Origin of the sequence: Chryseobacterium sp. 2987, from assembly GCF_031456375.1 — a bacterium.
GTDB classification, from domain to species: domain Bacteria; phylum Bacteroidota; class Bacteroidia; order Flavobacteriales; family Weeksellaceae; genus Chryseobacterium; species Chryseobacterium vaccae.
In genome coordinates this window covers 859,436-881,725 of the sequence record NZ_JAVDUN010000001.1, presented here as the reverse complement: position 1 = coordinate 881,725, position 22,290 = coordinate 859,436, and the positions used below count along the sequence as shown (strand labels likewise).

20 protein-coding genes are annotated in these 22,290 nt (G+C 34.0%); 13 read left to right on the top strand and 7 right to left on the bottom strand.

All coding sequences use genetic code 11. The features are described 5' to 3' along the window. The first annotated feature begins 274 nt into the window (after positions 1-274). From J2Y40_RS04015 to J2Y40_RS03995, 5 genes are all read left to right on the top strand, one after another. Positions 275-1,102 carry an FRG domain-containing protein gene (locus tag J2Y40_RS04015; RefSeq protein ID WP_309997211.1) on the top strand — a complete coding sequence of 276 codons (828 nt, stop codon included), beginning with the start codon at positions 275-277 and terminating at the stop codon, positions 1,100-1,102. A gap of 78 nt (positions 1,103-1,180) precedes the next feature. Beyond that, a complete protein-coding gene (locus J2Y40_RS04010; RefSeq protein WP_309997209.1) occupies positions 1,181-2,143 on the top strand; it encodes a DUF4365 domain-containing protein in 963 nt (320 codons plus the stop codon). A 129-nt stretch (positions 2,144-2,272) separates the two neighbouring features. After that, positions 2,273-3,499, top strand: a complete 1,227-nt coding sequence (locus J2Y40_RS04005) for a hypothetical protein (RefSeq protein WP_309997207.1) — start codon at positions 2,273-2,275, stop codon at positions 3,497-3,499. Between the two features lie 224 nt (positions 3,500-3,723). Continuing rightward, complete coding sequence (locus J2Y40_RS04000) at positions 3,724-4,518, top strand: hypothetical protein (RefSeq protein WP_309997205.1); 795 nt, start codon at positions 3,724-3,726, stop codon at positions 4,516-4,518. Then, complete coding sequence (locus tag J2Y40_RS03995) at positions 4,511-6,322, top strand: metallophosphoesterase (protein WP_309997203.1); 1,812 nt, start codon at positions 4,511-4,513, stop codon at positions 6,320-6,322. Before J2Y40_RS04000 ends, J2Y40_RS03995 begins: the two co-directional genes overlap by 8 nt. 364 nt (positions 6,323-6,686) lie before the next feature. On the opposite strand, the gene J2Y40_RS03990 is transcribed toward J2Y40_RS03995, so the two are convergent. Beyond that, positions 6,687-8,159, bottom strand: a complete 1,473-nt coding sequence (locus J2Y40_RS03990) for an SEC-C metal-binding domain-containing protein (RefSeq protein ID WP_309997201.1) — start codon at positions 8,157-8,159, stop codon at positions 6,687-6,689. Between the two features lie 143 nt (positions 8,160-8,302). Here J2Y40_RS03990 and J2Y40_RS03985 point away from each other — a divergent pair, with 143 nt between their 5' ends. The 4 genes from J2Y40_RS03985 to J2Y40_RS03970 all read left to right on the top strand — a co-directional run bounded on the left by J2Y40_RS03985 (position 8,303) and on the right by J2Y40_RS03970 (position 11,092). Beyond that, entirely contained in the window at positions 8,303-8,710 is a 408-nt protein-coding gene (locus J2Y40_RS03985) for a hypothetical protein (protein WP_309997198.1), read from the top strand. 160 nt (positions 8,711-8,870) lie between these two features. Further along, positions 8,871-9,011, top strand: coding sequence for a hypothetical protein (locus tag J2Y40_RS03980; RefSeq protein WP_309997196.1), 141 nt, complete (start codon positions 8,871-8,873; stop codon positions 9,009-9,011). A gap of 287 nt (positions 9,012-9,298) precedes the next feature. Continuing rightward, a complete protein-coding gene (locus J2Y40_RS03975; protein WP_309997194.1) occupies positions 9,299-10,270 on the top strand; it encodes an aldo/keto reductase in 972 nt (323 codons plus the stop codon). Further along, a complete protein-coding gene (locus J2Y40_RS03970) occupies positions 10,271-11,092 on the top strand; it encodes an AraC family transcriptional regulator (RefSeq protein WP_309997191.1) in 822 nt (273 codons plus the stop codon). Between the two features lie 74 nt (positions 11,093-11,166). Here the strand turns inward: J2Y40_RS03970 and J2Y40_RS03965 are convergent, their stop codons facing one another. The 4 genes from J2Y40_RS03965 to J2Y40_RS03950 form a co-directional block, all read right to left on the bottom strand. Continuing rightward, entirely contained in the window at positions 11,167-13,299 is a 2,133-nt protein-coding gene (locus tag J2Y40_RS03965; protein ID WP_309997189.1) for a DNA topoisomerase 3, read from the bottom strand. Between the two features lie 79 nt (positions 13,300-13,378). Continuing rightward, positions 13,379-14,845, bottom strand: coding sequence for a DUF3945 domain-containing protein (locus J2Y40_RS03960; protein WP_309997187.1), 1,467 nt, complete (start codon positions 14,843-14,845; stop codon positions 13,379-13,381). A gap of 97 nt (positions 14,846-14,942) precedes the next feature. Beyond that, positions 14,943-15,233, bottom strand: a complete 291-nt coding sequence (locus tag J2Y40_RS03955) for a helix-turn-helix domain-containing protein (protein WP_309997185.1) — start codon at positions 15,231-15,233, stop codon at positions 14,943-14,945. 245 nt (positions 15,234-15,478) lie between these two features. Continuing rightward, positions 15,479-16,252 (bottom strand): SDR family oxidoreductase, encoded by a 774-nt coding sequence (locus J2Y40_RS03950; RefSeq protein ID WP_309997183.1) that lies wholly within the window; start codon positions 16,250-16,252, stop codon positions 15,479-15,481. A 118-nt stretch (positions 16,253-16,370) separates the two neighbouring features. On the opposite strand from J2Y40_RS03950, the gene J2Y40_RS03945 reads away from it, so the two are divergent. After that, the gene (locus tag J2Y40_RS03945; RefSeq protein ID WP_309997181.1) at positions 16,371-16,715 is read left to right on the top strand and encodes a helix-turn-helix domain-containing protein; all 345 of its coding nucleotides are present in this window, start codon (positions 16,371-16,373) and stop codon (positions 16,713-16,715) included. A 234-nt stretch (positions 16,716-16,949) separates the two neighbouring features. On the opposite strand, the gene J2Y40_RS03940 is transcribed toward J2Y40_RS03945, so the two are convergent. After that, complete coding sequence (locus tag J2Y40_RS03940) at positions 16,950-17,741, bottom strand: alpha/beta hydrolase (RefSeq protein WP_309997180.1); 792 nt, start codon at positions 17,739-17,741, stop codon at positions 16,950-16,952. Positions 17,742-17,839: 98 nt separating this feature from the next. Between J2Y40_RS03940 and J2Y40_RS03935 the strand changes: the two genes are divergently transcribed. Both J2Y40_RS03935 and J2Y40_RS03930 read left to right on the top strand, forming a co-directional pair. After that, a complete protein-coding gene (locus J2Y40_RS03935; RefSeq protein WP_309997178.1) occupies positions 17,840-18,226 on the top strand; it encodes a helix-turn-helix domain-containing protein in 387 nt (128 codons plus the stop codon). 484 nt (positions 18,227-18,710) lie between these two features. Beyond that, positions 18,711-19,424: a transporter gene (locus J2Y40_RS03930; RefSeq protein WP_309997176.1), complete on the top strand. Its 714-nt coding sequence runs from the start codon at positions 18,711-18,713 to the stop codon at positions 19,422-19,424. A gap of 733 nt (positions 19,425-20,157) precedes the next feature. Here the strand turns inward: J2Y40_RS03930 and J2Y40_RS03925 are convergent. After that, positions 20,158-20,328 (bottom strand): lmo0937 family membrane protein, encoded by a 171-nt coding sequence (locus J2Y40_RS03925; RefSeq protein ID WP_232706048.1) that lies wholly within the window; start codon positions 20,326-20,328, stop codon positions 20,158-20,160. A gap of 186 nt (positions 20,329-20,514) precedes the next feature. On the opposite strand from J2Y40_RS03925, the gene J2Y40_RS03920 reads away from it, so the two are divergent. After that, the gene (locus J2Y40_RS03920; RefSeq protein ID WP_309997174.1) at positions 20,515-22,272 is read left to right on the top strand and encodes an FAD/NAD(P)-binding protein; all 1,758 of its coding nucleotides are present in this window, start codon (positions 20,515-20,517) and stop codon (positions 22,270-22,272) included. Positions 22,273-22,290 lie beyond the last annotated feature (18 nt).

Genomic DNA, 22,290 nt, shown 5'->3' with positions numbered 1-22,290 from the left:
ATTTGAAATGATGTTATATATTTAAATTGATATTTCTTTATTAGCGAATTATTAATTTCGATTGTTCTACTTCTTGCATTTTAGATCTTAAAAATTTTTCACTTGAAACAAAAGAGTATGCTAAAGGATTGATTAATCTAAATTACTATTTTGGATAAAAAATTAAGTATTTAAAAATTTTTTAGCATTATGATTTTTCAATATTAAAAAGAAATCGAATTTAAATAGCAAATGATAATTAATGGTTTTGTATTTTTATGTCCAAACTTTTACCATGAAAATATATCGTCCCAATAATTTACAAGAGTTATTATCTTTTAACCAATCAGTTAGAAGAGATGGTCTCTCACCTTATCTAGCATTTTTCAGAGGTCAAATTAATGATTGGCCAATAAAACCGAATATTACCCGAAATGCTCACCTTACTAATATTGAAATTCTTGAAAAAGAAAAAAAATTTTTCAAAAAATATAATGAAGAAACATTAGGAGTTAAGGTATTAGATCATTTTGATAAAGATACTACTAAGTATGCTCAAGATTGGCACAATTTATTTCAAGCCCAGCACTTGGGTTTTTATACAAGGCTAACCGACTGGAGTCAGGACTTTAACAATGCAATGTTTTTTGCAACTGACGATGAACAAAAAAAATTTATTGACAATGATGGGGTAATATATCTATATCAATGCCCTTATTATGGGGATCAGTTGATTAATTTTCAAAGACCTGAAGACTTCTCATATTTTGACAAAAATCCTTTTGAACTAGGTAAAGCTTACATGGTTAAACACCATTCTCAATTTCCTGATGATTTTGAAAATTATGCCGGAGAAATTAGGAGATTTAGACAAAATGGAAGTTTCATTATTTCTACTTCTGATGAAATAAATAAACCAATAGAGGAAATTCAGTATATTAACCACTATCTGACAAAAATATTTTTGTCTCCATCTATTAAAGCTGAAATCGTAGAATATTTAGATCAAGATTTTAAAGAGTTCATTTATTTTGGTTCAAATGAGGACAACAAACAAGAGGTTGAAAGAATTAGAAAAATAACTTTTGAGAGCAACCAAAATTTGTTCTTTGGAAAGAGATAAAATAAAAATAATATTATCAACATTTTACAATATTGAATTTGAAGTTCAACAGTTTACTTAATAATTAAAAAATTTCTCATGAATACACCTATTGTTAGTGAAAATTACTACAAAGAAAGGGCTGGAGTTTTAAAGGTAGCATTAGAGCTTAATAATTATGGATATATTTTCAGAGAAACTTCCAATGGTGATATTGGAATAGACGGGCAAATTGAAATGGCAAATTCCACTGGAAGAGTAATCGGAAAAATTGTCGCAGCTCAAATCAAATCTGGAGACTCTTATCTAACTGATAAGGGAGACCATTTTGCTTTTTATCCAACTGTTAACCACAAAAATTATTGGAGTTTATTTCCACTTCCTGTTATACTATTTGTCTATAGTCCGAATAATGATAAAATTTACTTTACTGATGTGCGATATCAACTTAACATTCCAAATAGAAAACAAGATTACGTAATCCTGAAAAAAGAAAATTATTTGAATATTTCAAACCATTCAAAGATTTTTGAGACCGCTGGTGGTTTTGATGGAGAATATTTTGAAATGGAACAGATTTTTGATACGATGATCAGCACCGTTTGTAAAAATATAACTTTCAATATTAGTTATTTAGACTTATTTTGCCAAGGTTTAACAAATATATGCAGACACCTTTATTTTAGTATGGATTTAGCAACTGAAATTGCTGAATTTAATAATGAAAGTGAATACGGTTTATCTTTAGGATATAATGAATACGAATTTTTAAATAGTTACTGTAAATTTCTAATTACCCAAAATTTAGCATTTATAGATTATTCAGATTATTTGATTGATTGGAATGAAAGAGAATTAGTTCCGACATTCATTGCACCTTTAACTAAAAGAGGTTTTGAATTACTAGATAAAATTAAAGAGATTCAAGACAGATATGCTAAGGAACTTCCAAATACAACTTTAGTCCGGGAGCATTTCATTTCAATGAGTTTTAGAACGGATGATGACTTTGAAAGACTAAGATTAGGAAAAGTTATAAGAGAAAAATATGTAAGAATATAATTTTAAGATGTTTTTAAAACTTACAAAAATGGTAACTCTCAAAGGTTTTTTTAATTATAAAAATTATCACCGACTAAAATATTTTATTATTATATATTTAATTAAAATTTAAAATACAGCCTTTAATCAATGGTAAATATACTCAACAATAATGAAAAATTAACACCTTATGTATTTTACTCCAGATTCCTCTATGATGTTGCAAAATATATACAAGAATCTGGTCAAGTTGAATTTAAGTTGGCTGAAAATGGTGATAGTTTCATATATGAATCTAACTATAATATTGACCCTATAACAATTCCGTTATTACTTAGTCTTGTAGAGCAATTAAGTAAATTTTACAAGCAACCTATAAATCTGGCACTATACAACAATTTAGCAACAAAAAATGTTTTAAATTTTTTGTACAAAAGTGATTTCTTTTATGTTGCTGGAAATAACAGAAATCCATATTTTCCAATTGGAAGAAATATTTTAAAATTCAAAGAGGAATATTTAGGAGACTTCATCAGTAGAAATCCAAGAAGCGAACATAAAGTACGTTGCTACTCAATTATTGATAATGACTTAGATCAGAAACTTTGCAAGTTTGATAATGAGGATCAGAAAAGAGACTTTTTGATTTCACAATATATCTATACCGTAAGAGATCACTTCAAGGACTTGTTAATCGATAACATTAACACTAATGAACAACTTGATCTATATATTGAAATATTATCTGAATTGATTACCAACGGAGTATTACACTCTAAATCAAATACTTTCGCACTAATGTTTGTAAATAGATTTGCAACAAAATTTTCTATATCAGATAATGGAATAGGATTTTCTGAATCGTTGAAATCGAAGAAAGAAGATTTTCTTTATAAACCTTTTAGACTAAAAGAGATTTTAAATAGTAAAAAATTACTCAACGTAAATTTTAAAGTTTTAGAAAATCTCAGCTATATAATTGAAACATTATATTTTTCTTCTCTTAAAGATCGAAAAGGTTTATTCGATTTAATGATTTCTGTTGTTATAAATTCAAATGGATATTTTAGGCTGCATTCTGAAAACACTCAAATTATAATTTCAAATAGAATGTCAAAAGAACTATTGAAATTAAAAGATATCAGAGATGAGTTGTTTAAATATCACCGGAAGAAGCTAATAAAAAATGAAGTAACCGATGAAGAAATTAAAATAATGTCGTCATTAAGTGAAAAATTAAGAGAGAATTTCATCTTACTTTATGAAAATATTAGCAATAGATATAATGATGATTATAGATATTCTTCTTTGCGATTCTTCAATGTTAAATTTAGAGGTGTACATATAGAAGTTGAAATTCCTAGTAATAAAATATGATAGTATCTTTAATAAAAAAAGCGGACTATTTATATTTTAGTTTGCACGCTGAAGAAGTTTTCACATCCAATTATGAGAAGGATGGTACTGAAGGGATTAAAGTTTCTAGTCTTCAGTATGAAACTGTCCAGAGGATTTTCGAATTTGTTTCAAGTAATGACTTTTCAAATTATAACTAAATAATATTTGATCTTAAATATATAAAACATATACAGCCCAATTTATTGCAGAAGATAATTGCAATCAGAGATTTAGGTTTTAAAATAGTTTTCACTAATGTAATAAAAAATCTAACTGCTCCTTTATCATTAGATTTAATACAAAACCAATTCAACATTATAAATAGTAATGAAGGATATGAAAAATTTTACTTTTTTACAAGCAGTAGTGAATCAATTTATAATGTAGAATTAGATGCAAAGAAAATTTTCAATAATGAATTTGAACATTTAATCAAAAATTATATAACACCTTACAAACAAAAACATTCGTCATCTTTTATTTACTTAAGTTCATTTATTGATATAAAAAAATTTATAAGTGCGGAAAGTCCATTTATATATTTCGCTTTATATAAATTAGCGATGAAAATCTATTTTAAGTGGAAGAAGGAAATTGAAAGTAATCCCATTTTAGTTTGTCAAAGTCTTACCAGCACTTTCATAGTATCTATCCTCGCAAAGTTTTTAGATTTAGATATTTTAGTCTTCGATAAAGTTGGCCCAATAACTAAATTATATAATAAATTAGAGAAGCATAATTTTGACAAAAGAAAATATATTGTTGTTTCAGACTTAGTGTGCCTCGGCACTGAAGTCAAAATTACAAAAAGTTTAATAGAATTTTCTGGAGGTCGTTATTTGGGAAATGTGTCATTGATCAAAATAGAGACTTTAGCTCGAGAAGATTTAAATCCAGATAATATAGATATGACAATTTCTATCTTTTCTGTAACTAATGAAAATAACAAATCTTTAAACTATTACATTTATACAAACCTAACACCATTAAATGAGTAGCATAATTTTACATATTTCTGACTTACATGTATCATTAGATACAAAGTATGATGGCACTATAAAAGATCACGATTCTTATTTGTCTGCAACCGATGATGAAAATAATCTATTATACATAGAACGTTTTACAAAATTTGCAAAGGATATAATTGGAAATTCAATTATATATTTATTAATTACTGGTGATATAACTGATTGGGGAGAAAAAACAGAATTTTCTTATGCAAAATTATATTTAGAAAAGATCATTTCAGAATTAAATATTATTAAAGATAATATTCTATTAATTCCTGGAGATCATGACCTAAATAGGAGAAGTTTAGAAACCCAAATAGCTTCGAAGGTTGACAGCACTTTTGAAGAAAAAAACGATGCAAAATTTCAAAATTTCGCAGATTTTTATTATGACTTTCTTGGTCGTACATTTAATCCTAATAATGTCATTGTCGACAATCTAATAATTGATGATGTAATTCAAATTATTGGAATTAATTCATCTCACAAAATTGATTTGGAACAAACTTTAGGAGCAATACATATTGAACAGTTTCAAAAAGAAATTTTGTCATTAGCAACACCAAAACATTTAAAAAAGATTCTTACCTGTCACCATAATATTACTTCGTCACATGAAAACAAAAAAACTGGACAATGGGAGCCTTCAAATCGTAGTAGATTTATATCCAAGTTGGAAGAAAATAACATAAACTTTATTTTGTCAGGAAATGAACATACTAGTAGTTTAAAAAAGGCACAAAATGACGAAATATTGGTTTCAGATTCTGGCGCATTATCATCAAAAAAATATGATAGTGCCTTTAAAATTTATGAAGTTCAAATTAATACAAATATTTTACTAATAAATAAAATTTATGCTCTACAAAAGTCTGGAGATTTTGAAAATCCATATCATTGGGATGTTAGAGATAATGTTAGAGCCAAACAAGATAGAGAATTAAAAATTTCTTCAAATGATCATCAAATACTAGATACAGAAATAATAGAACTTGTTCCTTCCACAGAAAGTCAACCTGAAATGGTTGATAAACCTGAAGAAAGAATTATTGATCATCAAAAAGAAAACTATTACAATTCAAAATTTACAGATGCTTTATATGATAAAGTGAAAGAATTAAAAATATTTTATTCTGGACATTTTCATTGGAGTGAAACCTCTAGAGCACATAACTGGATTGATGTTTCAAGGCTGATTGAAAATAAAGAGAACTTAAATTTCTTAAAAAATGCTATTGTAGATGTTGTTGAGAAAAGCATTGGATCAGAAAATTTAGACCTGATAATTGGATTGGGGTATGAGGGAAACATTTTATCTACTAAGGCTGCTATTAAATATAATAAGCCCTACTCTTTTCTACCCTATTCATATAGACATCATGAGCATCACGAATTTGAGACATTTTTGAACTTTGAAAACAATGATAAAAGTTACGAAAATATTCTTATAGTTACAGACGTTGTAAATGATGGTAGAACAATTAGAAAGCTCATCGGAAAACGTCAGAATGATTTTTTTAAAAATGCAAAAAAAATTTATGTTATATCCCTATTCTACACGGGTAGTTCAAAATTAAATGTAAATATTTTAAATTTTGATTTTATTAAAGACATAGAAAATTATGATTTAGAGAATGATGAAATTGTAAATAACATCGAATTTTATACTGTTAAATCTTTAAAAGTAGAAAAATGCCCTTATGGCGCAGACTTCAGGAGCGAATGTTTTATCTATAAAGATGATTTAAGCTGTGTAAATTTATTTTATGATGAAAGTAAATACTTATAATTTGAATTATTTTTATTAGAAATTACTTTTCAATTTAGAATTTTCCTACCAAATTAATCAGCACAGAAATTCAAAAGAATTTTTCAAATTATCATTTAGTAATATATACGCATCAAATTTTTACCATTTTTACTTTTCATATTTGTGATGTGCAGGGGTGAAATTACGCTATTAATTCTTCCGCTTATTGTTGCAATTCCGTTTTCTTCTATTTTACCTCATTTACAGAAATGGTAACTTTTGTGGTGTTTTGTAAAGAAATATTGATAAATGTACTGTTTATGATTGTTCCAATTATACTGTAGATTTTTGATTTCTTAATATTCATAGCCATTTCTTTATCAATGATTATAAGCCAACGATATTAATTCTTGAGACCAATACAACATTTCTTATATTTTTTTCCAGAGCCACAAGGACATTGCTCATTTCTACCAATTCTTTTACGGCTATTCAAACTAGTTTTAATCGGAAAATCTCGAATATTGACTATTTTCTTAACCATTTTTTTAGTTTCTAAGAAATTAATATTTTTATTTAAGTCTGAATAATACAAAATATCGTCTTCCGACCAGTCCTTTGCATTAAGTAGTAAAAAATCTTCAGAATTGGTTTGGGTAAATTTTGGAGCATCAATACCAATACCTATTATTTTCTCGTATTCAGGAAATTTGTTTTTGGTAACACCACAAGCAATTTCAAGCAGTGCTTGTCTTTTAGGTCTATACTCATTATCATAATCCTTACTTCTGGGATCATGTAATTGTAAAAAGACATAAACTGTGCTTTTATAAAAGGACGGCATAATAGATAAATTACGCATAAGCGTTGTCCCATCTCCAGGAAATCCTTCTATAGCTCGTATCATAAAATCAGACAACGTTCGTCTAAAAAACCTAGGTTCTTTGGCCATTTCACAAATAGCGCTTTCACCTTTAAAGATGTTACTATTTCCTTTAAGAGTTTGGTCTAGGGCATTTTGAGTAGTGTATTGAAGTAAATTATCCCACAGCTCAGATGTTTTATTTGCTTCTTTTCTTCTTTTATACAAAGCTGAATTTTCAAAGGTGTTCCATGCACCTTCGGAAATCATAATACTGGTTGCTTTTTCATCTTTTATTCCAACAAAATATTTTTGCTTTGCCGAATCAAAGTTTTGAAAATAATTAGTTAACAGGTCTTCTTCTCCGCAATAAGTAATACTGTCATAATGTTTTAAAGCCTTCTCTTTCTCTGAAAGATATTCAGAAAAATCGTATACAGTATCTAATTCTTTGAGAATGATTTCTAAATTAAAGGTATCAAAAATATGAATAGGTTTATTACTATCTAGCTCTACAAGAAAAGGCATATCAAGCCCTAATTTTTCTCTTTTACTGTAAGTTACTGCAAGACTTCCGTTAATATTTTCCGGTGAATGTCGCAAACAAGCTTCCGCCGCTCCATGAGCAATAATAATACTATATATAATTATATTTTCTTGAGGTATAAGAATAGGAAAAGGTGTTGTTTTTTTGCTGTCCAAATATATTTTATCGGGATTTTCAAGCACATATCGTCTTGCCCCTTCCGCTGTTCTTATTTGATTCTCAATTACATTTTTGTGCCAGCGCTTCCATTGTACATCAATATCACCTTCTAAATTATCGAATTTCCTACTTTCACGATCAAAAAATAAAAAAATCTTATTGTCAAAAACTGCCATTAAATCGCACAATTCCTTTGTATCTTCTTTGTAAGGATTAGGATAAGACCATAGTTTTAAGAAAGTAGCATCACATAGTTTTGCTAATATCCTTTCTGTCTCAGTATAACCTGTAGATTTTTCAATTGCCATTAGTTTAGTTTTTAAGAGATAATGTAAGGTAGCAATTATTAAGGTTTTAAACAATAATAACATGAAATTTTTGAGACTACGGAAAACCGTAATGACTCGGTGTAAAGTAGTTTTAGATTTGTAAATAAATAAAATTAACTACAATGAAAAAATCATTACTCTATCTTGTATTACTACTCTCAGTAATTTCGTGTACAAATTATTATACTGTCCTGCTACAGGAAGATACACCACTCTACTCAAGTAGCAATAACGAAACTTCTACCACAGTTATTCCTAAAGGTACAGAGGTTTATTTATCATCAAAACCCAACAGGAAAAATTACAGAAAGATCAAATGGGGAAATTATTATGGATGGGCAAATAATCCTCAGCATTCAACATACAGTAATTATACTAAGACATCATCATATACTTCTCCAGCATTTAGTTCAGGTTCCAGCTATAATTCAGGATCAAGTTCGGGAGGCTCGGTAAGTGTTAAAGGTTATACCCGAAAGGATGGTACGTATGTTCGTCCACATACAAGAAGTGCTCCGAGAAGAAGGTAATGTTATATAAATGCTCATATCCCAGAAAGTTTCTTACTATATTATATAAGAAATGATAGTACGGTTTTCCGTAATGAATTTATAAAATGGTAATTTACTTTTGAACTTGATATTAATCTGTTTTGATATCAGAAATAAGTATTAACCAATTCTTTTTGCTATGAGCACAATTGAAGCAATCAAGCCGGGACCTAAACCTAAAAAACCAGATGGTGAGCCCGACAAAAGAAGGAGAGTCACTCCTCCTAATCAACCTAAACATCCAAAACTGAAACCTCATGAACATGAGAAAGGTGATTAAATAGGATGGATGGAACTAGCAGCTTTAGGGCTGCTTTTTTTTATGACAGTTCAAAAATATATACTTAACTTGAAAGGAAATATATATTAAACCAAGATAGCCCACAATAATATATTCTTGCTAAGAAGTGAAACTTACGACTTAATAGAAGGTTTCAGAAGAATTATCATAAAACGTCTTTTTCTTTATTCTTACTTTGAACCGTACAGGTAAATAAATTGAACCGTACAGGAAAGTTAATTGGTTGATAAATGGTGATCTTTGTCTTATTACATTAAATCAATCACATGTCAGAAATTACAAAAATTCAATTGGGTCAAAATGGGCCTTTGGTATCTAAGCTGGGTCTTGGATGTATGCGGATGTCTTCGATCTGGGGCGGACCGACACCAGATGAAACAGAAAGCATTGCAACCATTCATCAGGCTTTGGATAGCGGCGTCAACTTCCTTAATACAGGCGATTTTTATGGTGCCGGTCATAACGAAATGCTAATTGGAAAAGCGATCAAAGGAAGACGGGATGATGCCTTTATCAGTGTGAAGTTCGGAGCAATCTTCCACAATGGTCAATGGATTGGTCTTGATCTACGTCCTGTAGCAATCAAGAATTTTATTAATTACTCATTGACCCGCCTGGGCATCGAGACCATCGACCTGTACCAGCCCAGCAGGATGGACGGCAGTGTTCCTATAGAAGACATTATCGGAACCATCGCAGGCTTGGTAGAGGAAGGAAAAGTACGCCATATTGGTGTATCGGAAATTACTGCTGGTCAGCTTCGGAAAGCCAATAGCGTTTATCCAATCAGCGCATTGGAGATCGGTTACTCTCTTGCAGACCGTCAGATCGAAAATGAGCTGTTGCCTACTGCCAAAGAATTGGGGATTGGTGTCGTAGCATTTGCCAATACAGCGGAAGGTCTTTTGACGGGTAATCTAAAAGCGCCTATCGCTGCGGATGACCACCGAAATCACTTTTCCCGTTTTCAAGGTGAAAATCTGGTCCACAATCTTGAAAAAGTTGAAGTGTTAAAAGAAATGGCGCGAGTTAAAAATGTTACCCCGACACAGCTTGCCATTGCCTGGGTCAAAGAGCAAGGCGACCATATTATGCCGTTGGTAAGTATGAGTCGTAGATCAAGACTGCCTGAAAACATTGCTGCAATGGAAATTGTATTTTCGCCTGAAGAAATGAACTTATTAAACAGTACATTTGCAATAGGTGCCATGAAAGGCGGTACTTACCTACAAAGATAAATGGAAAGTCCAGCAGAAATTCTTCCGGGTGTTATATTTTATTCCTACCTTTCTTCGGAACGGAAGGAAAAGGCCTGTGTCTGGAATCACCATACGCTGGTATTGCAGGTCTCAGGTCAGATGATTCTGGAGACTTCGGAGCAGAATATTAGTATCTCTGCGGGCAATGTATTATTGATTCATAAGAACCAGCTGGGAACATTAACTAAAACACCGGGACCAAATGGTCATTATGAGACCATTGTCATCTCCCTGCAAGAGGATCTGATGCGCCAGATCGCATTGGAAGGAAAACTTGAAGCTGATGGTAAATATACCGGAATGCCGAATCTTACCCTTCCGAATAATGATTTTCTTCAAGGTTATTTTCAGTCGATTGTTCCGTATGCCAGAAGCTCCGGTGCTGAAATGACCGACGAATTGGGACTGTTAAAAGTTAAGGAAGGCATCAAGTTAATGTTGCTTGCCGTTCCTGAGCTTCGAAATTTTCTGTTCGATTTTTCAGAGCATCATAAGATAGATCTTGAAAAATTTATGTTAAGTAACTTTCATTTTAATGTACCGGTTGAGAAGCTTGCTCAATTGACCGGAAGAAGCTTATCAGGATTTAAAAGAGATTTTCAGAAGACATTCGGAATGCCGCCACGAAAATGGCTGCAAGATAAAAGACTGATTGAGGCAAAGCATCTTATTGAAAGTAAAAATAGAAAACCTTCTTCTTTCTACCTTGACCTTGGATTTGAAAGCCTGTCTCATTTTTCTTATTCTTTTAAGAAAAAATTTGGGAAAGCGCCAACCGAGGGCTTGTTAAAAACTGATTAAAAAAGTCCGAAGAATCATTTATTCTTCGGACTTTTTTATGATAGAGCTTATCATAGATTTTATAGTATTTAATTTTACTTATTTTGCGGAAATTCAAAGATTGTTTCGCACTGATCTGTGAGAACTAAAAAGGCATCAAACTTTTTCCCGTTTTTACTCTTCATATTTTTGATGAGTGGCGTTTTTTCTGTTGTTATGAGAGAAGTGATATGATTGATGCTGAGCTGTACGCCGCATATTATTCGGAATAAAATCCATTGGCAATGTTCATCTGGGCATTTAACAATCTTTTCTTTAATGATAAGGTTATGCTTCCGACATTTGGGGCATTTGAGTTCAGGGATGTTTTCTTGAGGAATGTTGAGTGATAATAGTTCTTGGGTTATTTCCTTAGTGTAGTTTTTGATGTTGCTGAGAAACTGATGTGAATTGAGTTCTCTTGTTTCAATCTGATGGAGTACCATCTCCCACTCTGCGGTCATCTGGACATTGGCAATCTTTTGGTCTTTGATGAGATCATAGACCTTTTCGCCTTTATCGGTTGGAATTAATGTTTTGCTTTTTCTTGTGATGTAGTTTCTCGTGAGTAAGGTTTCAATAATAGAGGCTCTGGTAGCTGGTGTACCGATACCGATGCTGGCTAAAGCTTTCTGCTGGTCTTTATCTTCGATTTGTCTTCCTGCATTTTCCATAGCAGAAAGAAGGTCTGCTTCTGTGTAGAGTTTGGGAGGACTGGTCAGTTTTTCCTGGAGTTCGGCTGTTGAAATCTTAAGCTCATCGCCTTTTTTGAATTCTGGAAGTTCAATAAGATTTGGTTCTTGTGTCTCATTATTATTGCTGTTGTTCTTGCTGTTATTATCTTGGTTTTGGGTCGTTTCATCAGACAATAGACCTTTGATGGCTCGCCATCCTTTGTGAAGTATTTTAAAACCTTTGATAATGAATTCATAATGATGGACTTTGATGGTGATGTGACTGACTTCCTTGGTACAATGTTCTGATAATGATTCGAGAAGGCGGTAGGCAATCATCTCATAGATTGCTTTTTCACTAGCGGTTAAAGCAGATGGAATTTTAGTCGTCGGTAAAAGACCGTGATGGTCTGTTACCTTCAGGTCATTCACAATGCGTTTATTAAAATTGCCGAATTTTAGAGTTGATATGGCTGGTTTGAAAGAATCGGTTTGGTTCAGTATTCTAACGAGTTCGGGGATTTCTGGCCAAAGGTCTTGGGGAATGTATTTACTTCCGGTTCTTGGATAGGTAATGAACTTTTTTTCATAAAGGCTTTGTGCGGTCTGTAAGACTTCATCTGCTGATAATCCCAGCTTTCGGTTGGCTTCTTTTTGAAGTTCTGTCAAATCAAACAGTAATGGAGACTGTTCTTTTACAGTATTGATGGAGACATCTTCTACAGTGGCTCTCCCCTCTCGTTCTAAGGCTTTTAAAACCTGCGCTGCCTGTTTTTTGTCTTCCCATTGCTGGCTGGAAAGACTGGTGAAATTTAAGTAATCCTTACGGTGCTGTAACTGGATCTGCCAATATTTCTTCTGCTGGAAATTCTTGTTTTCCTGGAATCTTTTGCAGATCAGGGATAAAGTTGGAGTCTGAACTCTTCCCAGGCTATAGACATCGTTGTTTGCTGCTATGCTTAATGCCTGAGTAGCATTGATGCCGACCAGCCAGTCAGCTTCGCTTCGGGCTTTTGCAGCTTCATAAAGTCCATCGAAATCTGAGCCGTGTTTAAGGTTTTTAAAGCCTTCCTGTATGGCCTTTTCAGTCAGTGAGCTTATCCAGAGTCTTTCAAATGGTTTATTACATTGGAGGTAGTCATAGATATAGCGGAAGATCAGCTCGCCTTCTCTTCCTGCATCGGTCGCAGCGATAATACTTGTGCATTGACTGAAAACATTTCTAATGATCTTAAGCTGCTTTAAGACGGATGGGTCTGCCTGATAGTTTTTTGATTTGGCTGTTTTTGTCTTTCTTGGAGTGAGGATGAAAGGATTGGGAAAGATAGGCAGAGAGGCTTTGTCAAAGCCTCTTATGCCATAATCTTCCGGCATTCCCAATGATACTAAATGACCTAATGCCCAGGTCACGCAGTAGCCGTTTCCTTCAAAGTAGCCGTCTTTTCTGTTGTTGGCATTGAGTATTTGGGCAATTTCTCTGGCAACACTCGGTTTTTCTGCAATGATGGTTTTCATAGATTTTGTATTTTATGGTTCTTGTTATTGAAGATTTATGCTTGATAGATTGAAGATTCTGAATTGAATGGGTTTTCTGTTACATTTTTCTTCCTCTTGATCTGGCAGTTTTTTTCTGCTGTTCCTGTTGCTGCTTATTGGCAGGTTCCTGCTGTTTGGATTGAAGCGGTTCTTTGATGTTCTTTGTTGCTTCGTTGGTTTTACCATCCGTGTTCACCGCCGTTTGGGTTTTATGGGATTCTGAGGGCTGGGCTTTTTCCCTGAGCTTATTAGGATTGGTAAATGAGAAGTCGGTCTTGGATGTTTCCTTGTTGAAGGTAATATAGCCCTGATATTCTTTTCCTTTGCTGTCAACAAGACCGCTGACATAGACGGTCTCCCCTGCCTTGAATTTCTCATACTGCTTGTCATCCAGTTCTTTGTCCCTGAAAACTCTCGGAGCCTCAGTATTTTTATTTTGGTTTTGATTATGGTTTTGGTTTTGCTGATCGCTATCTTTTTGAGACTGGCTTTGCTGATTCTTTTGACTGTTGTCAAATATGAATTCAACATAGCGCTTATCCGCATTGAATTGGACGGTAGCATCGAAGGAAGTTCCTTTGGTAGAAGTCATCCCTTCCAAATAAAGAGGCTTGCCTTCCAAAAGGGTTTGTTTCTGATGCTCGTCTAATCTGATTCCTTTGATTTCGTCAGGGATTTTCATATACTCAGCTCTATAAGCCACCAGTTCATTGGTCAGGCGGTCACGGCTGATGATGGAAGGAATGATCTCATCGGTCTTGGGGTTGACCAGATCCACTACTCTTCCCATATTGCCGTTTTCCAGCAGGTTCTTTTTGTCTTCTTCGCTGAACTCGTGGCCTAAGAACTTGAGATTAAGATTGGGTTCCCTGCGGATGCCGTGAAGCTTGATACCGATATCGCCTGTATCGCCTTCTTGTAAGGATAATCTGACCTCCATCTTGCTGACGGCAGCACCGAGGTTAATGGTGATAGGGATCAAAGTATTGGTCTTGTAGCCTCTGAGCAGAGGATCCATAGCATTCATCTTTTCAAGCTTTTCCTGCGTTAGCCCGAATTTTTCCATTGTTTTCCAGTCGATCTGCTCCGGTTGGAAACGGTATTCCTGATGATCTGTGTTGTTTTCCATTGTTTTCTGATTTTTTAATGGGTTGGTATTTTTAGGTAAAATTTCATATTCCTTGAGTTGTTCTTTTTCTTCAGGCGATGCCTGGTTGACATACTGCTGAAGATCCTTAGCGGTATCTACTGCATCATATTCCGAAACTTTAAAAAAATTGAAAAGCGTCGGGTTTTTAAGCTGCCGGTAAAAGTTGGAGAAGAAGTTGGAGAAGACATCCCCGTGCTTATCGACCCTGATAAGCTGTTCATTTTCTTTCTTGTTTTCCGGAGGTACTTTTTGCAGGTTGCCTTCTTTATCAATTCCCTTCACCATCTCAATCCTATTGTTATGGATGTTTAAAACCAAAAGGGTATCTGCTGCTGGTTTGATTTCATTGGTATTATTGTGTTGGTTATCTTCCATCGTTTCACATTTTAAAATTTTATGGAGGAAAAATAGGAGGAACCTACCTGGAATATTAAATTGGAAATCTTTCCGAACGATTTGGCCGTGATTGTCTTTATGCGTTCTTTGAATTCAGGCTGTTCCTTATTATCTGATGGACATCGGACAGCTTGTAGTAAAGCTTGCCGCTTATGGTATAATACGGAAGCTTTTTATCAGTGCGGTAGCGCTGCAATGATCTTGAACTGATTTTCAGGAGCTGCAATACATCTTGGTTGTCGAGCAGCTGCTCGCCGTCGATTTCTATAAATCTGGACTGTTTTGTTACGATGTGTTCCTTGAGGATGTCGAATCGTTCCATAATTCTTTCCATCCATGCCATAAATTCTGTTCTCTCGATATTCATAACCGTGATTTTTGATGTTAAAATGAAGTGAACAGCTGATCAGCTTTATTGGGGTAAAGTTGAGTATTCAGAATGGGATAAAATCACTACTTTTTCGTAGTACCGAAAAGATTTTTAAATTTTGGAAAAAACGGCAAGGTTCATTCATGAAAAAAGCATTGATCCAACTCAATTGTCAAATCAATGCTTTCGCAGTTTAAGATAATAAATCTTATATTTTATTACTGATAATTTACATCAACCAATTAAACCGTTGGTGATGCTCCGCCATCTACAGAAATGTTGGCTCCTGTGATATATCGAGCTTCTGATGATACAAGAAAAGCTACCGTATTAGCTATTTCTTCGGGTTCTGCCATTTTTCCTATTGGTACACCTACAGCATTGATAATATTTTGAAAGGCCTCGTCAAAGCTTATGTCTGATTGCTGGGCAATGTTTTCAACGAATTCATTCATTAATGGTGTTTTTACAATACCCGGAGAAACAATATTAACCCTGATCCCTTTGGATCCAACTTCATTTGCCAATGCTTTACTGTAAGCATTTAAAGCGGCCTTAGCTGATGAATAGGACATGGTCATTTCCCAGATCGGCTGTTTAGCAGCTCCTGTAGAAATATTGATAATGGTACCTTCTTTTTGTTCAAGCATAGCAGGCAATAAGGCTTTATTAATACGAACCACTGACATAAAATTAAGTTCCCAGTCCTTAAGCCAATGTTCATCTTCCAATGTATTAAAGCCTCCTCCCGGGCTTAAATTAGCACCGGCATTATTAACGATAATATCTATTTTACCATACTTTTCCAGAATCTCTTTTGCGATGATTTCTGCACTATCTGCATGTGTAAGATCAGCAGCAATAAAATGATGGTTGTTGGAATTTTCTTTTCCCTCAGCACGTGCTGTTGTAACAACGATCGCTCCGCTTGCACTCAATTTATCAGCAATAGATTTACCTATTCCTTTTGTACCGCCTGTTACTAAGGCGACTTTTCCTTTTAATGAATCATACATAGTGTATTATATTTTAAAATTAAGTTGCAAATCTATTTCCATTACTTTACTTTTGCAAGTAGTTACACTAATGTATATTAATAACCTGAATGTAACTTTTATTGCAAACCAGATATTTATGGAAAAAGAAAAAATTAAAAAACCTGAAAATAAATGTGAACTTCAAAAGATCTTGGATATTATTGGAGGAAAATGGTCGATGTCGATCATTTATGCACTGATTTTTGATAAAAGGCGTTTTAAGGAATTGGAGAGGATGATACCCGGAATAAGTACCAGGATGCTGGTAAAGGAACTGAAGAATATGGAAGAAAATGGTATTGTCATCCGCCAAGCCTTTGCAACGGTTCCGCCCACCGTGGAATACTCATTGACACCCAAGGGCAAAAAGTTGGAAACCAGCATCAACGAGCTTTACAAATGGGGACTGGAATATGGAATTACTGAGAATGGTAAGCAGTAAGATTGAAGATTATGAAATTCTTAAAGTTTTTAAACTCCGATAATGAGCGTCTGCTAATTCTTAGATGAATCAATTTCATAATGCTTTTTTTAAAAATAAAATCTCCTACTCGCCAGTCAATCTGAATACTTTAAATTTTTAAATTCTGGTTTTGTGAAAAGATTTTCTGATAATAGAACAAAGAAGCCTATAGTTGGCCTCTTTGTTTTAACATCTTATACACTGAAATAACAGTTAATCTATGAGGTCAATAAAAATCTCAGATAATTTCTCAGGTCCGGTAAGCATGGCGTCATGTCCTGTGGCAAGCTCCAAATACTTCCATTTCAATTTCTTATCCGATTTTACTTTTACACTCATTTCCTTCATGATCGGTAATTGTGGAGATGTACATGCAATATAGACCAAGGGCAGACCATTTCCAAATTTGTGATTTAAATGTAATTCTTGTGAAAAAGTCTGAAAAGGTTGTGGTGTAAGTCTTTTCTCTACCCATGATACCATTTTGGGTTCTGTAACTCCAAACAGAGCGACATCGAAAGGTTTGAAATTTTCTTTCTTCCTTATATTTTCCATTTGAATCTTCCGAACCGCTTCAGGCTGCATTGATATCGGACTTTGGCCGTTTTCAAAAAGCATAGCATCTAAAAAGATCAATTTGTGCAATCTTTCAGGAATTCTGTCTGCAACACCTTCTATTACTGCTCCTGCATAGCTGTGTCCTACAAGATAAACGTCGTTTAAATCTTCCATTTCGATCAAATTGACAATATCCTGAATATGGGTCTCTATATTTACAGACTCATTTATAAGATGTTTTCTCTCACCCAAACCAGTCAGCGTCGGTGTATATACTTTATAATTCTTTTTTGATAGATCCTGGTCAACTTCCTGCCAACACCACCCACCGTGCCATGCTCCGTGTACAAGAACAAATGTTGCCTTGTAATCTTTTTTCTGAGCTTGTAAAAAGATTAGATTGCTTAATAGAAAAAGCAATGTCCATAACGTTTTTAATTGTTTCATTTTTTCTAATTTTACATTGTTGGATTAACATCGCAAAAGTACCCTCGCTCCCTTACTCTGACAATAACTCATCCCAAAATGAGCAATAAAGAAATAATATGGCAACACCAAGAAAAGAACTATCGTCCAACACTGAAAACTTACATACACTAGCTGAAGCCTGCGATGTCAATGATGTTTTAGCATCCATATCATTGCGCTGGAAAATGCAAATTCTTTATTCTATCGCCGAAGGGCTATCTCAATTTAGTACGCTGAAAAAAGCATTTCCCAACTTGTCGGATCAGGTTTTGAGTACCCGGTTGAAGGAATTAAAGGATGAATATTTAGTCACTTCTGAAGATATTGAAGACACCACGCCCAAGCAGATCCGTTACACTCCCACAGATAAAGGTGCACAACTTTTGAAAATTATCCTTGACCTGCACCATTGGGGAATAGAATGGAAAATGGCAGGAAAAAATTATTGTACGATCAACAAGTAACAATTAAAGAATCTTAGAACATTGATATTATTCTTTAAGTTGTATTATGATCAGCTGAATCATAAGATTTTACATCACCATACCAAGCGGTTAATCGTGGTTTTAACATCATCTTGTCATACATTTTCTCAGTTCGCTGTAGATGCAGCTTTTAGGAGAATATATTCAAATTCATCAACTTCTTCTCTGTTAATAATGTCCGCTTTTTAACTGAAACATGTTTTGTTCGTCATTGTATAAATATAATAATTATCACTTATATATACTTTCTTGGACTATTAAAAATAAACAGCATATTTAATGAAATGAACAAGTTTTAGTACACATTTTGTACAGCTTTGAGAAAAAAGCTATGAATCGACATTATTATTGGTCTTTATGTATTTTTTCTGCGGTATTTATTTCAAACATATGTTATGGACAGCAGAAATCTCAAAAAAAATTCTCTTTATTTAATCCTGTTCCAAGAGCTGAAATGCGTGACATGGAAACCGATCGGCCGGATGTGACCGAATCTCCTTATACTGTGGACGCGGGACATTTTCAATATGAAACGGATTTAATGAGATCAGTACGAGAAACATCTGAATCACAGAAAACACATACCCTGATGATCAATCAGGGGAATATCAAGCTCGGAGTAACCGGCTCTACTGCGGTACAGATCGGATTTCAGACCTATGGAATGCAGAAGCAGACTGATTTTACTTCAGGAGAGATTTCTAAATCAAATGGATTTGGAGATATTAATCTAAGAGTTAAACAGAATATCATTGGTAATGATAAAGGAAATTTTGTTATGGCAATCCTGCCGTATATTAAATTTCCGACTTCTCATTATGATACAGAAACTAAACTGGAAGGAGGTTTGATTGTACCAATGCTTTACAAGCTGCCGGGTGAATGGAATCTGGGATTTCAGGTAGAAGCAGACCGATTGAAAGATAAGGATCAGCCGTCTATGCATACTGAATTTTTACAGACCTTAACCCTCAGCCATTCTTTGACTAAAAATATTGATGGCATTGCTGAAACCTATTATACCTATGACTTTAAAGCCCACCAATTCTTTAATTATATTAATGCTGCTATTCAGGTGGAAGCTGAGAAAGACCTGAAATTTGATGCAGGAATCAATTACGGCTTACAACATTCTGCGGAAAGACAGTTCTTTGTTGGTGCATCATATAGACATTAAGTAACAGCCATTTTAATAAAAACAGCTTTTGATGATATCAGTATAGGCCAAATTGATCCGTATAAAAACAAACAGCTCGGGCGTATGTAAACCTTCTTATAAAAAGAAGGTTTTAAGGTTTTGGTTTAATAATTAAATTAAGCTTTAGCATGATCGCGTAGCGCTTTAATTTTACTGTGAGAAGTTATTAGGTACTGCTTCTGCTGACAAAGCAATACTTTGGTCTTTTATATTAGCGACTTATATAAAAGTTGATGATATTATAAAAAGATGTGTTTACGTAACTATATAAACATGGCTCTTTCAAATCTATGCTGGTAGGCATTCAACCCCGCAATTTTTTCATCATGCGACGTGTAAGTAATTTCTACCGAAAAATAATGGAACTGGTAGGAGACAAAAGTTAAATCCTTTATTTCTCTTTTGTTAGTAATGAGACCATAAGAATCAACTATGGAATATTGATCTTGTAATGAGAGATTTTTAAAATCAAAAAAGGAAATATCAAAGCTCATAATTATAATTTTTATGGTTCAGCAAAATCAAATTCTTTACCAAAAGAATTAATACCCGGCTGTTTTAATAAAATTTATTTTACAGTGATTAATTAATCTCTTTAAACAAAATATCAAAAGCAGGAGTTTCCGCTTTTGATATTTTTATTTCATAAAAGTCAGACAGTAATTATGACTCTAATAACATTACAAATGTTTAGTTAATCTCTTAGATCAATCTAATCGAGTGGTTTTCTGCCCGAAATAATATTATACAGTACAACGATGATGGCAATAACCAAAAGCGTATGGATTAATCCCCCTGTATCCATTCCTGGAATCACACCAGCCATTCCTAATACCCAAGCTATTATACATATAACAGCGACTAACCAAAGTAAATTTTTCATAAGTTTTATTTTTTGATGTTATTACTGGTCTTGCATAAATTATGCCTAATATAGTGAGGAGAGAATAGGTAAATCCAGACTCTCAAAACCTTGTATGATTTCACCATAACTTTAAAATTCTTCTGAAGCATCATACTCTTGACTTTCTGGAATATATTTTGAATTTATAAAGGTAAATTGAACTGAATGCAACATATATACTCTCAATCTATCGCATTGATCGGAGGCGGACCCGCAGCATTGATGATACTGAAACATATCGTTGAAAATAAACAGTATCCGAATACTATCACCATTTTCGAAAAAAATGACAGGCTGGGCGTTGGGATGCCTTACGGAAAGAATGGCTCTAATAAAGAACATGTGGCGAATATTTCTGCCTCAGAACTTCCTGATTTTGAAATCAACTTTGAAGACTATATCACCAAGCATCCGCCCCATGAATTTCCGGATTTTTATTCCAACGGCGTCTTTAACGTTAATCAAGTGATTCCAAGGTTGGTCTTGGGCAACTATCTTGAATTTTTATTTCATTGGTATATCAAAACTGTCCGAAAAGAAGGCTGTACTGTAGTTATAAAGACAAATTGTACGGTGGATGATATAGCGTTTAATAATGATAATCAATATACAATATCAACAAATTCTGAAGATCTTTTTTACGTAGACATCGTTATTCTCTGCACAGGGCATTCATGGCCGAAGAAATATGAAGAACAGGTGAAGGGATGGTTCGATTCCCCCTATCCTCCATCCAAATTTACAGCGGAACTCAATGGTCATGTTGCAATCAGGGGCACCTCACTTACTGCAGTCGATGCCGTGAAAACACTGGCAAGGCTTAACGGAACTTATGTAAGCCATGAAGACGGGAAACTCACCTATGAACTTCATGAGGGATCTGAAAACTTTAAGATCACCTTATTTTCAACAGGAGGTTTTCTGCCCGCACTGCGGTTTCACTCGGATGGAGAAGCCTACTCGAGTTCCTGGCTGATGTCCATGAAAGATATTTATGATTATAAAAGCTGCCACGGTGGTTTTGTTGATCTTGACTATGTATTTGATCTCAATTTTAAGCAACCTTTGAAAGAAAAAGATCCTGACTTCTATGAGAAGATAAAGAATCTCAACATCGAAGATTTTGCAGAACACATGCTGGAGTTAAGAAAAGAAGTTGACAGCTTCGATCTTTTTAAAGCAGAATACAGGGAGGCAGAAAAATCCATTGACCGCCAGCAGCCGATAAGCTGGAAAGAAATGCTTGCCGACTTCAGCTATGCGATGAATTATCCTGCCAAACACTTTTCTGCCGAAGATATGCTGCGGTTGAGAAAAAGCATGATGCCGTTGATCTCCGTAATCATTGCATCACTTCCTCAATCTTCGTACAGAGAGATTATATCACTATACGAAGCAGGATTGATTGATCTGATCCAGGTGGATAAAGACAGCAAAGTTGTTCCGCATGAAGAATCCGGAGCAGTTTATCATTATACCTCCGAAAATCAGCAAATATTAGAAAAACATTATTCCATCTTTATTGATGCCATCGGACAGCAACCTATTAACTATGAAGATTTTCCTTTTGAAGGCATCAAAAAAGATAACTTATTAAGTCAAGCCTATTTAAGCTTTAAGGATAATGAAAATGCAGCTGCATTGTTATCGGAGGGAAACCGACAAGTTTACAAAGGTTACAACGATAATTACTATTTACGGATCCCAGGATTGGAAATCAATGATTATTTCCAGGCTATGAATTCATACGGTGAAATTATCAGCGGACTCTACATTATGGCAGTGCCTCTGATCGGCGGTCTAAATCCTGATTATTCAGGCCTCGATTTCTGTGATACAGCAGCTGAAAGAATTGTATCATCTTTATTTGCAGACCAATTGGAGAAGCCTGATGCAGAGGAACAGGATGAAATAGCGAGCTGATTCTGGCTATATTTTCTA

Excerpts from the sequence above, each read along its gene's own strand:
- J2Y40_RS03995 (WP_309997203.1), top strand. The coding sequence starts at position 4,511 with ATGAGTAGCATAATTTTACATATTTCTGACTTACATGTATCATTAGAT.
- J2Y40_RS03970 (WP_309997191.1), top strand. The coding sequence starts at position 10,271 with ATGGAAAGTCCAGCAGAAATTCTTCCGGGTGTTATATTTTATTCCTAC.
- J2Y40_RS03945 (WP_309997181.1), top strand. The coding sequence starts at position 16,371 with ATGGAAAAAGAAAAAATTAAAAAACCTGAAAATAAATGTGAACTTCAA.
- J2Y40_RS03985 (WP_309997198.1), top strand. The coding sequence starts at position 8,303 with ATGAAAAAATCATTACTCTATCTTGTATTACTACTCTCAGTAATTTCG.
- J2Y40_RS03950 (WP_309997183.1), bottom strand. The coding sequence starts at position 16,252 with ATGTATGATTCATTAAAAGGAAAAGTCGCCTTAGTAACAGGCGGTACA.
- J2Y40_RS04015 (WP_309997211.1), top strand. The coding sequence starts at position 275 with ATGAAAATATATCGTCCCAATAATTTACAAGAGTTATTATCTTTTAAC.
- J2Y40_RS03930 (WP_309997176.1), top strand. The coding sequence starts at position 18,711 with ATGGAAACCGATCGGCCGGATGTGACCGAATCTCCTTATACTGTGGAC.
- J2Y40_RS03955 (WP_309997185.1), bottom strand. The coding sequence starts at position 15,233 with ATGAATATCGAGAGAACAGAATTTATGGCATGGATGGAAAGAATTATG.
- J2Y40_RS03960 (WP_309997187.1), bottom strand. The coding sequence starts at position 14,845 with ATGGAAGATAACCAACACAATAATACCAATGAAATCAAACCAGCAGCA.
- J2Y40_RS03990 (WP_309997201.1), bottom strand. The coding sequence starts at position 8,159 with ATGGCAATTGAAAAATCTACAGGTTATACTGAGACAGAAAGGATATTA.
- J2Y40_RS03920 (WP_309997174.1), top strand. The coding sequence starts at position 20,515 with ATGCAACATATATACTCTCAATCTATCGCATTGATCGGAGGCGGACCC.
- J2Y40_RS03940 (WP_309997180.1), bottom strand. The coding sequence starts at position 17,741 with ATGAAACAATTAAAAACGTTATGGACATTGCTTTTTCTATTAAGCAAT.
- J2Y40_RS04010 (WP_309997209.1), top strand. The coding sequence starts at position 1,181 with ATGAATACACCTATTGTTAGTGAAAATTACTACAAAGAAAGGGCTGGA.
- J2Y40_RS04005 (WP_309997207.1), top strand. The coding sequence starts at position 2,273 with ATGGTAAATATACTCAACAATAATGAAAAATTAACACCTTATGTATTT.
- J2Y40_RS03980 (WP_309997196.1), top strand. The coding sequence starts at position 8,871 with ATGAGCACAATTGAAGCAATCAAGCCGGGACCTAAACCTAAAAAACCA.
- J2Y40_RS03935 (WP_309997178.1), top strand. The coding sequence starts at position 17,840 with ATGGCAACACCAAGAAAAGAACTATCGTCCAACACTGAAAACTTACAT.
- J2Y40_RS03965 (WP_309997189.1), bottom strand. The coding sequence starts at position 13,299 with ATGAAAACCATCATTGCAGAAAAACCGAGTGTTGCCAGAGAAATTGCC.
- J2Y40_RS03925 (WP_232706048.1), bottom strand. The coding sequence starts at position 20,328 with ATGAAAAATTTACTTTGGTTAGTCGCTGTTATATGTATAATAGCTTGG.
- J2Y40_RS03975 (WP_309997194.1), top strand. The coding sequence starts at position 9,299 with ATGTCAGAAATTACAAAAATTCAATTGGGTCAAAATGGGCCTTTGGTA.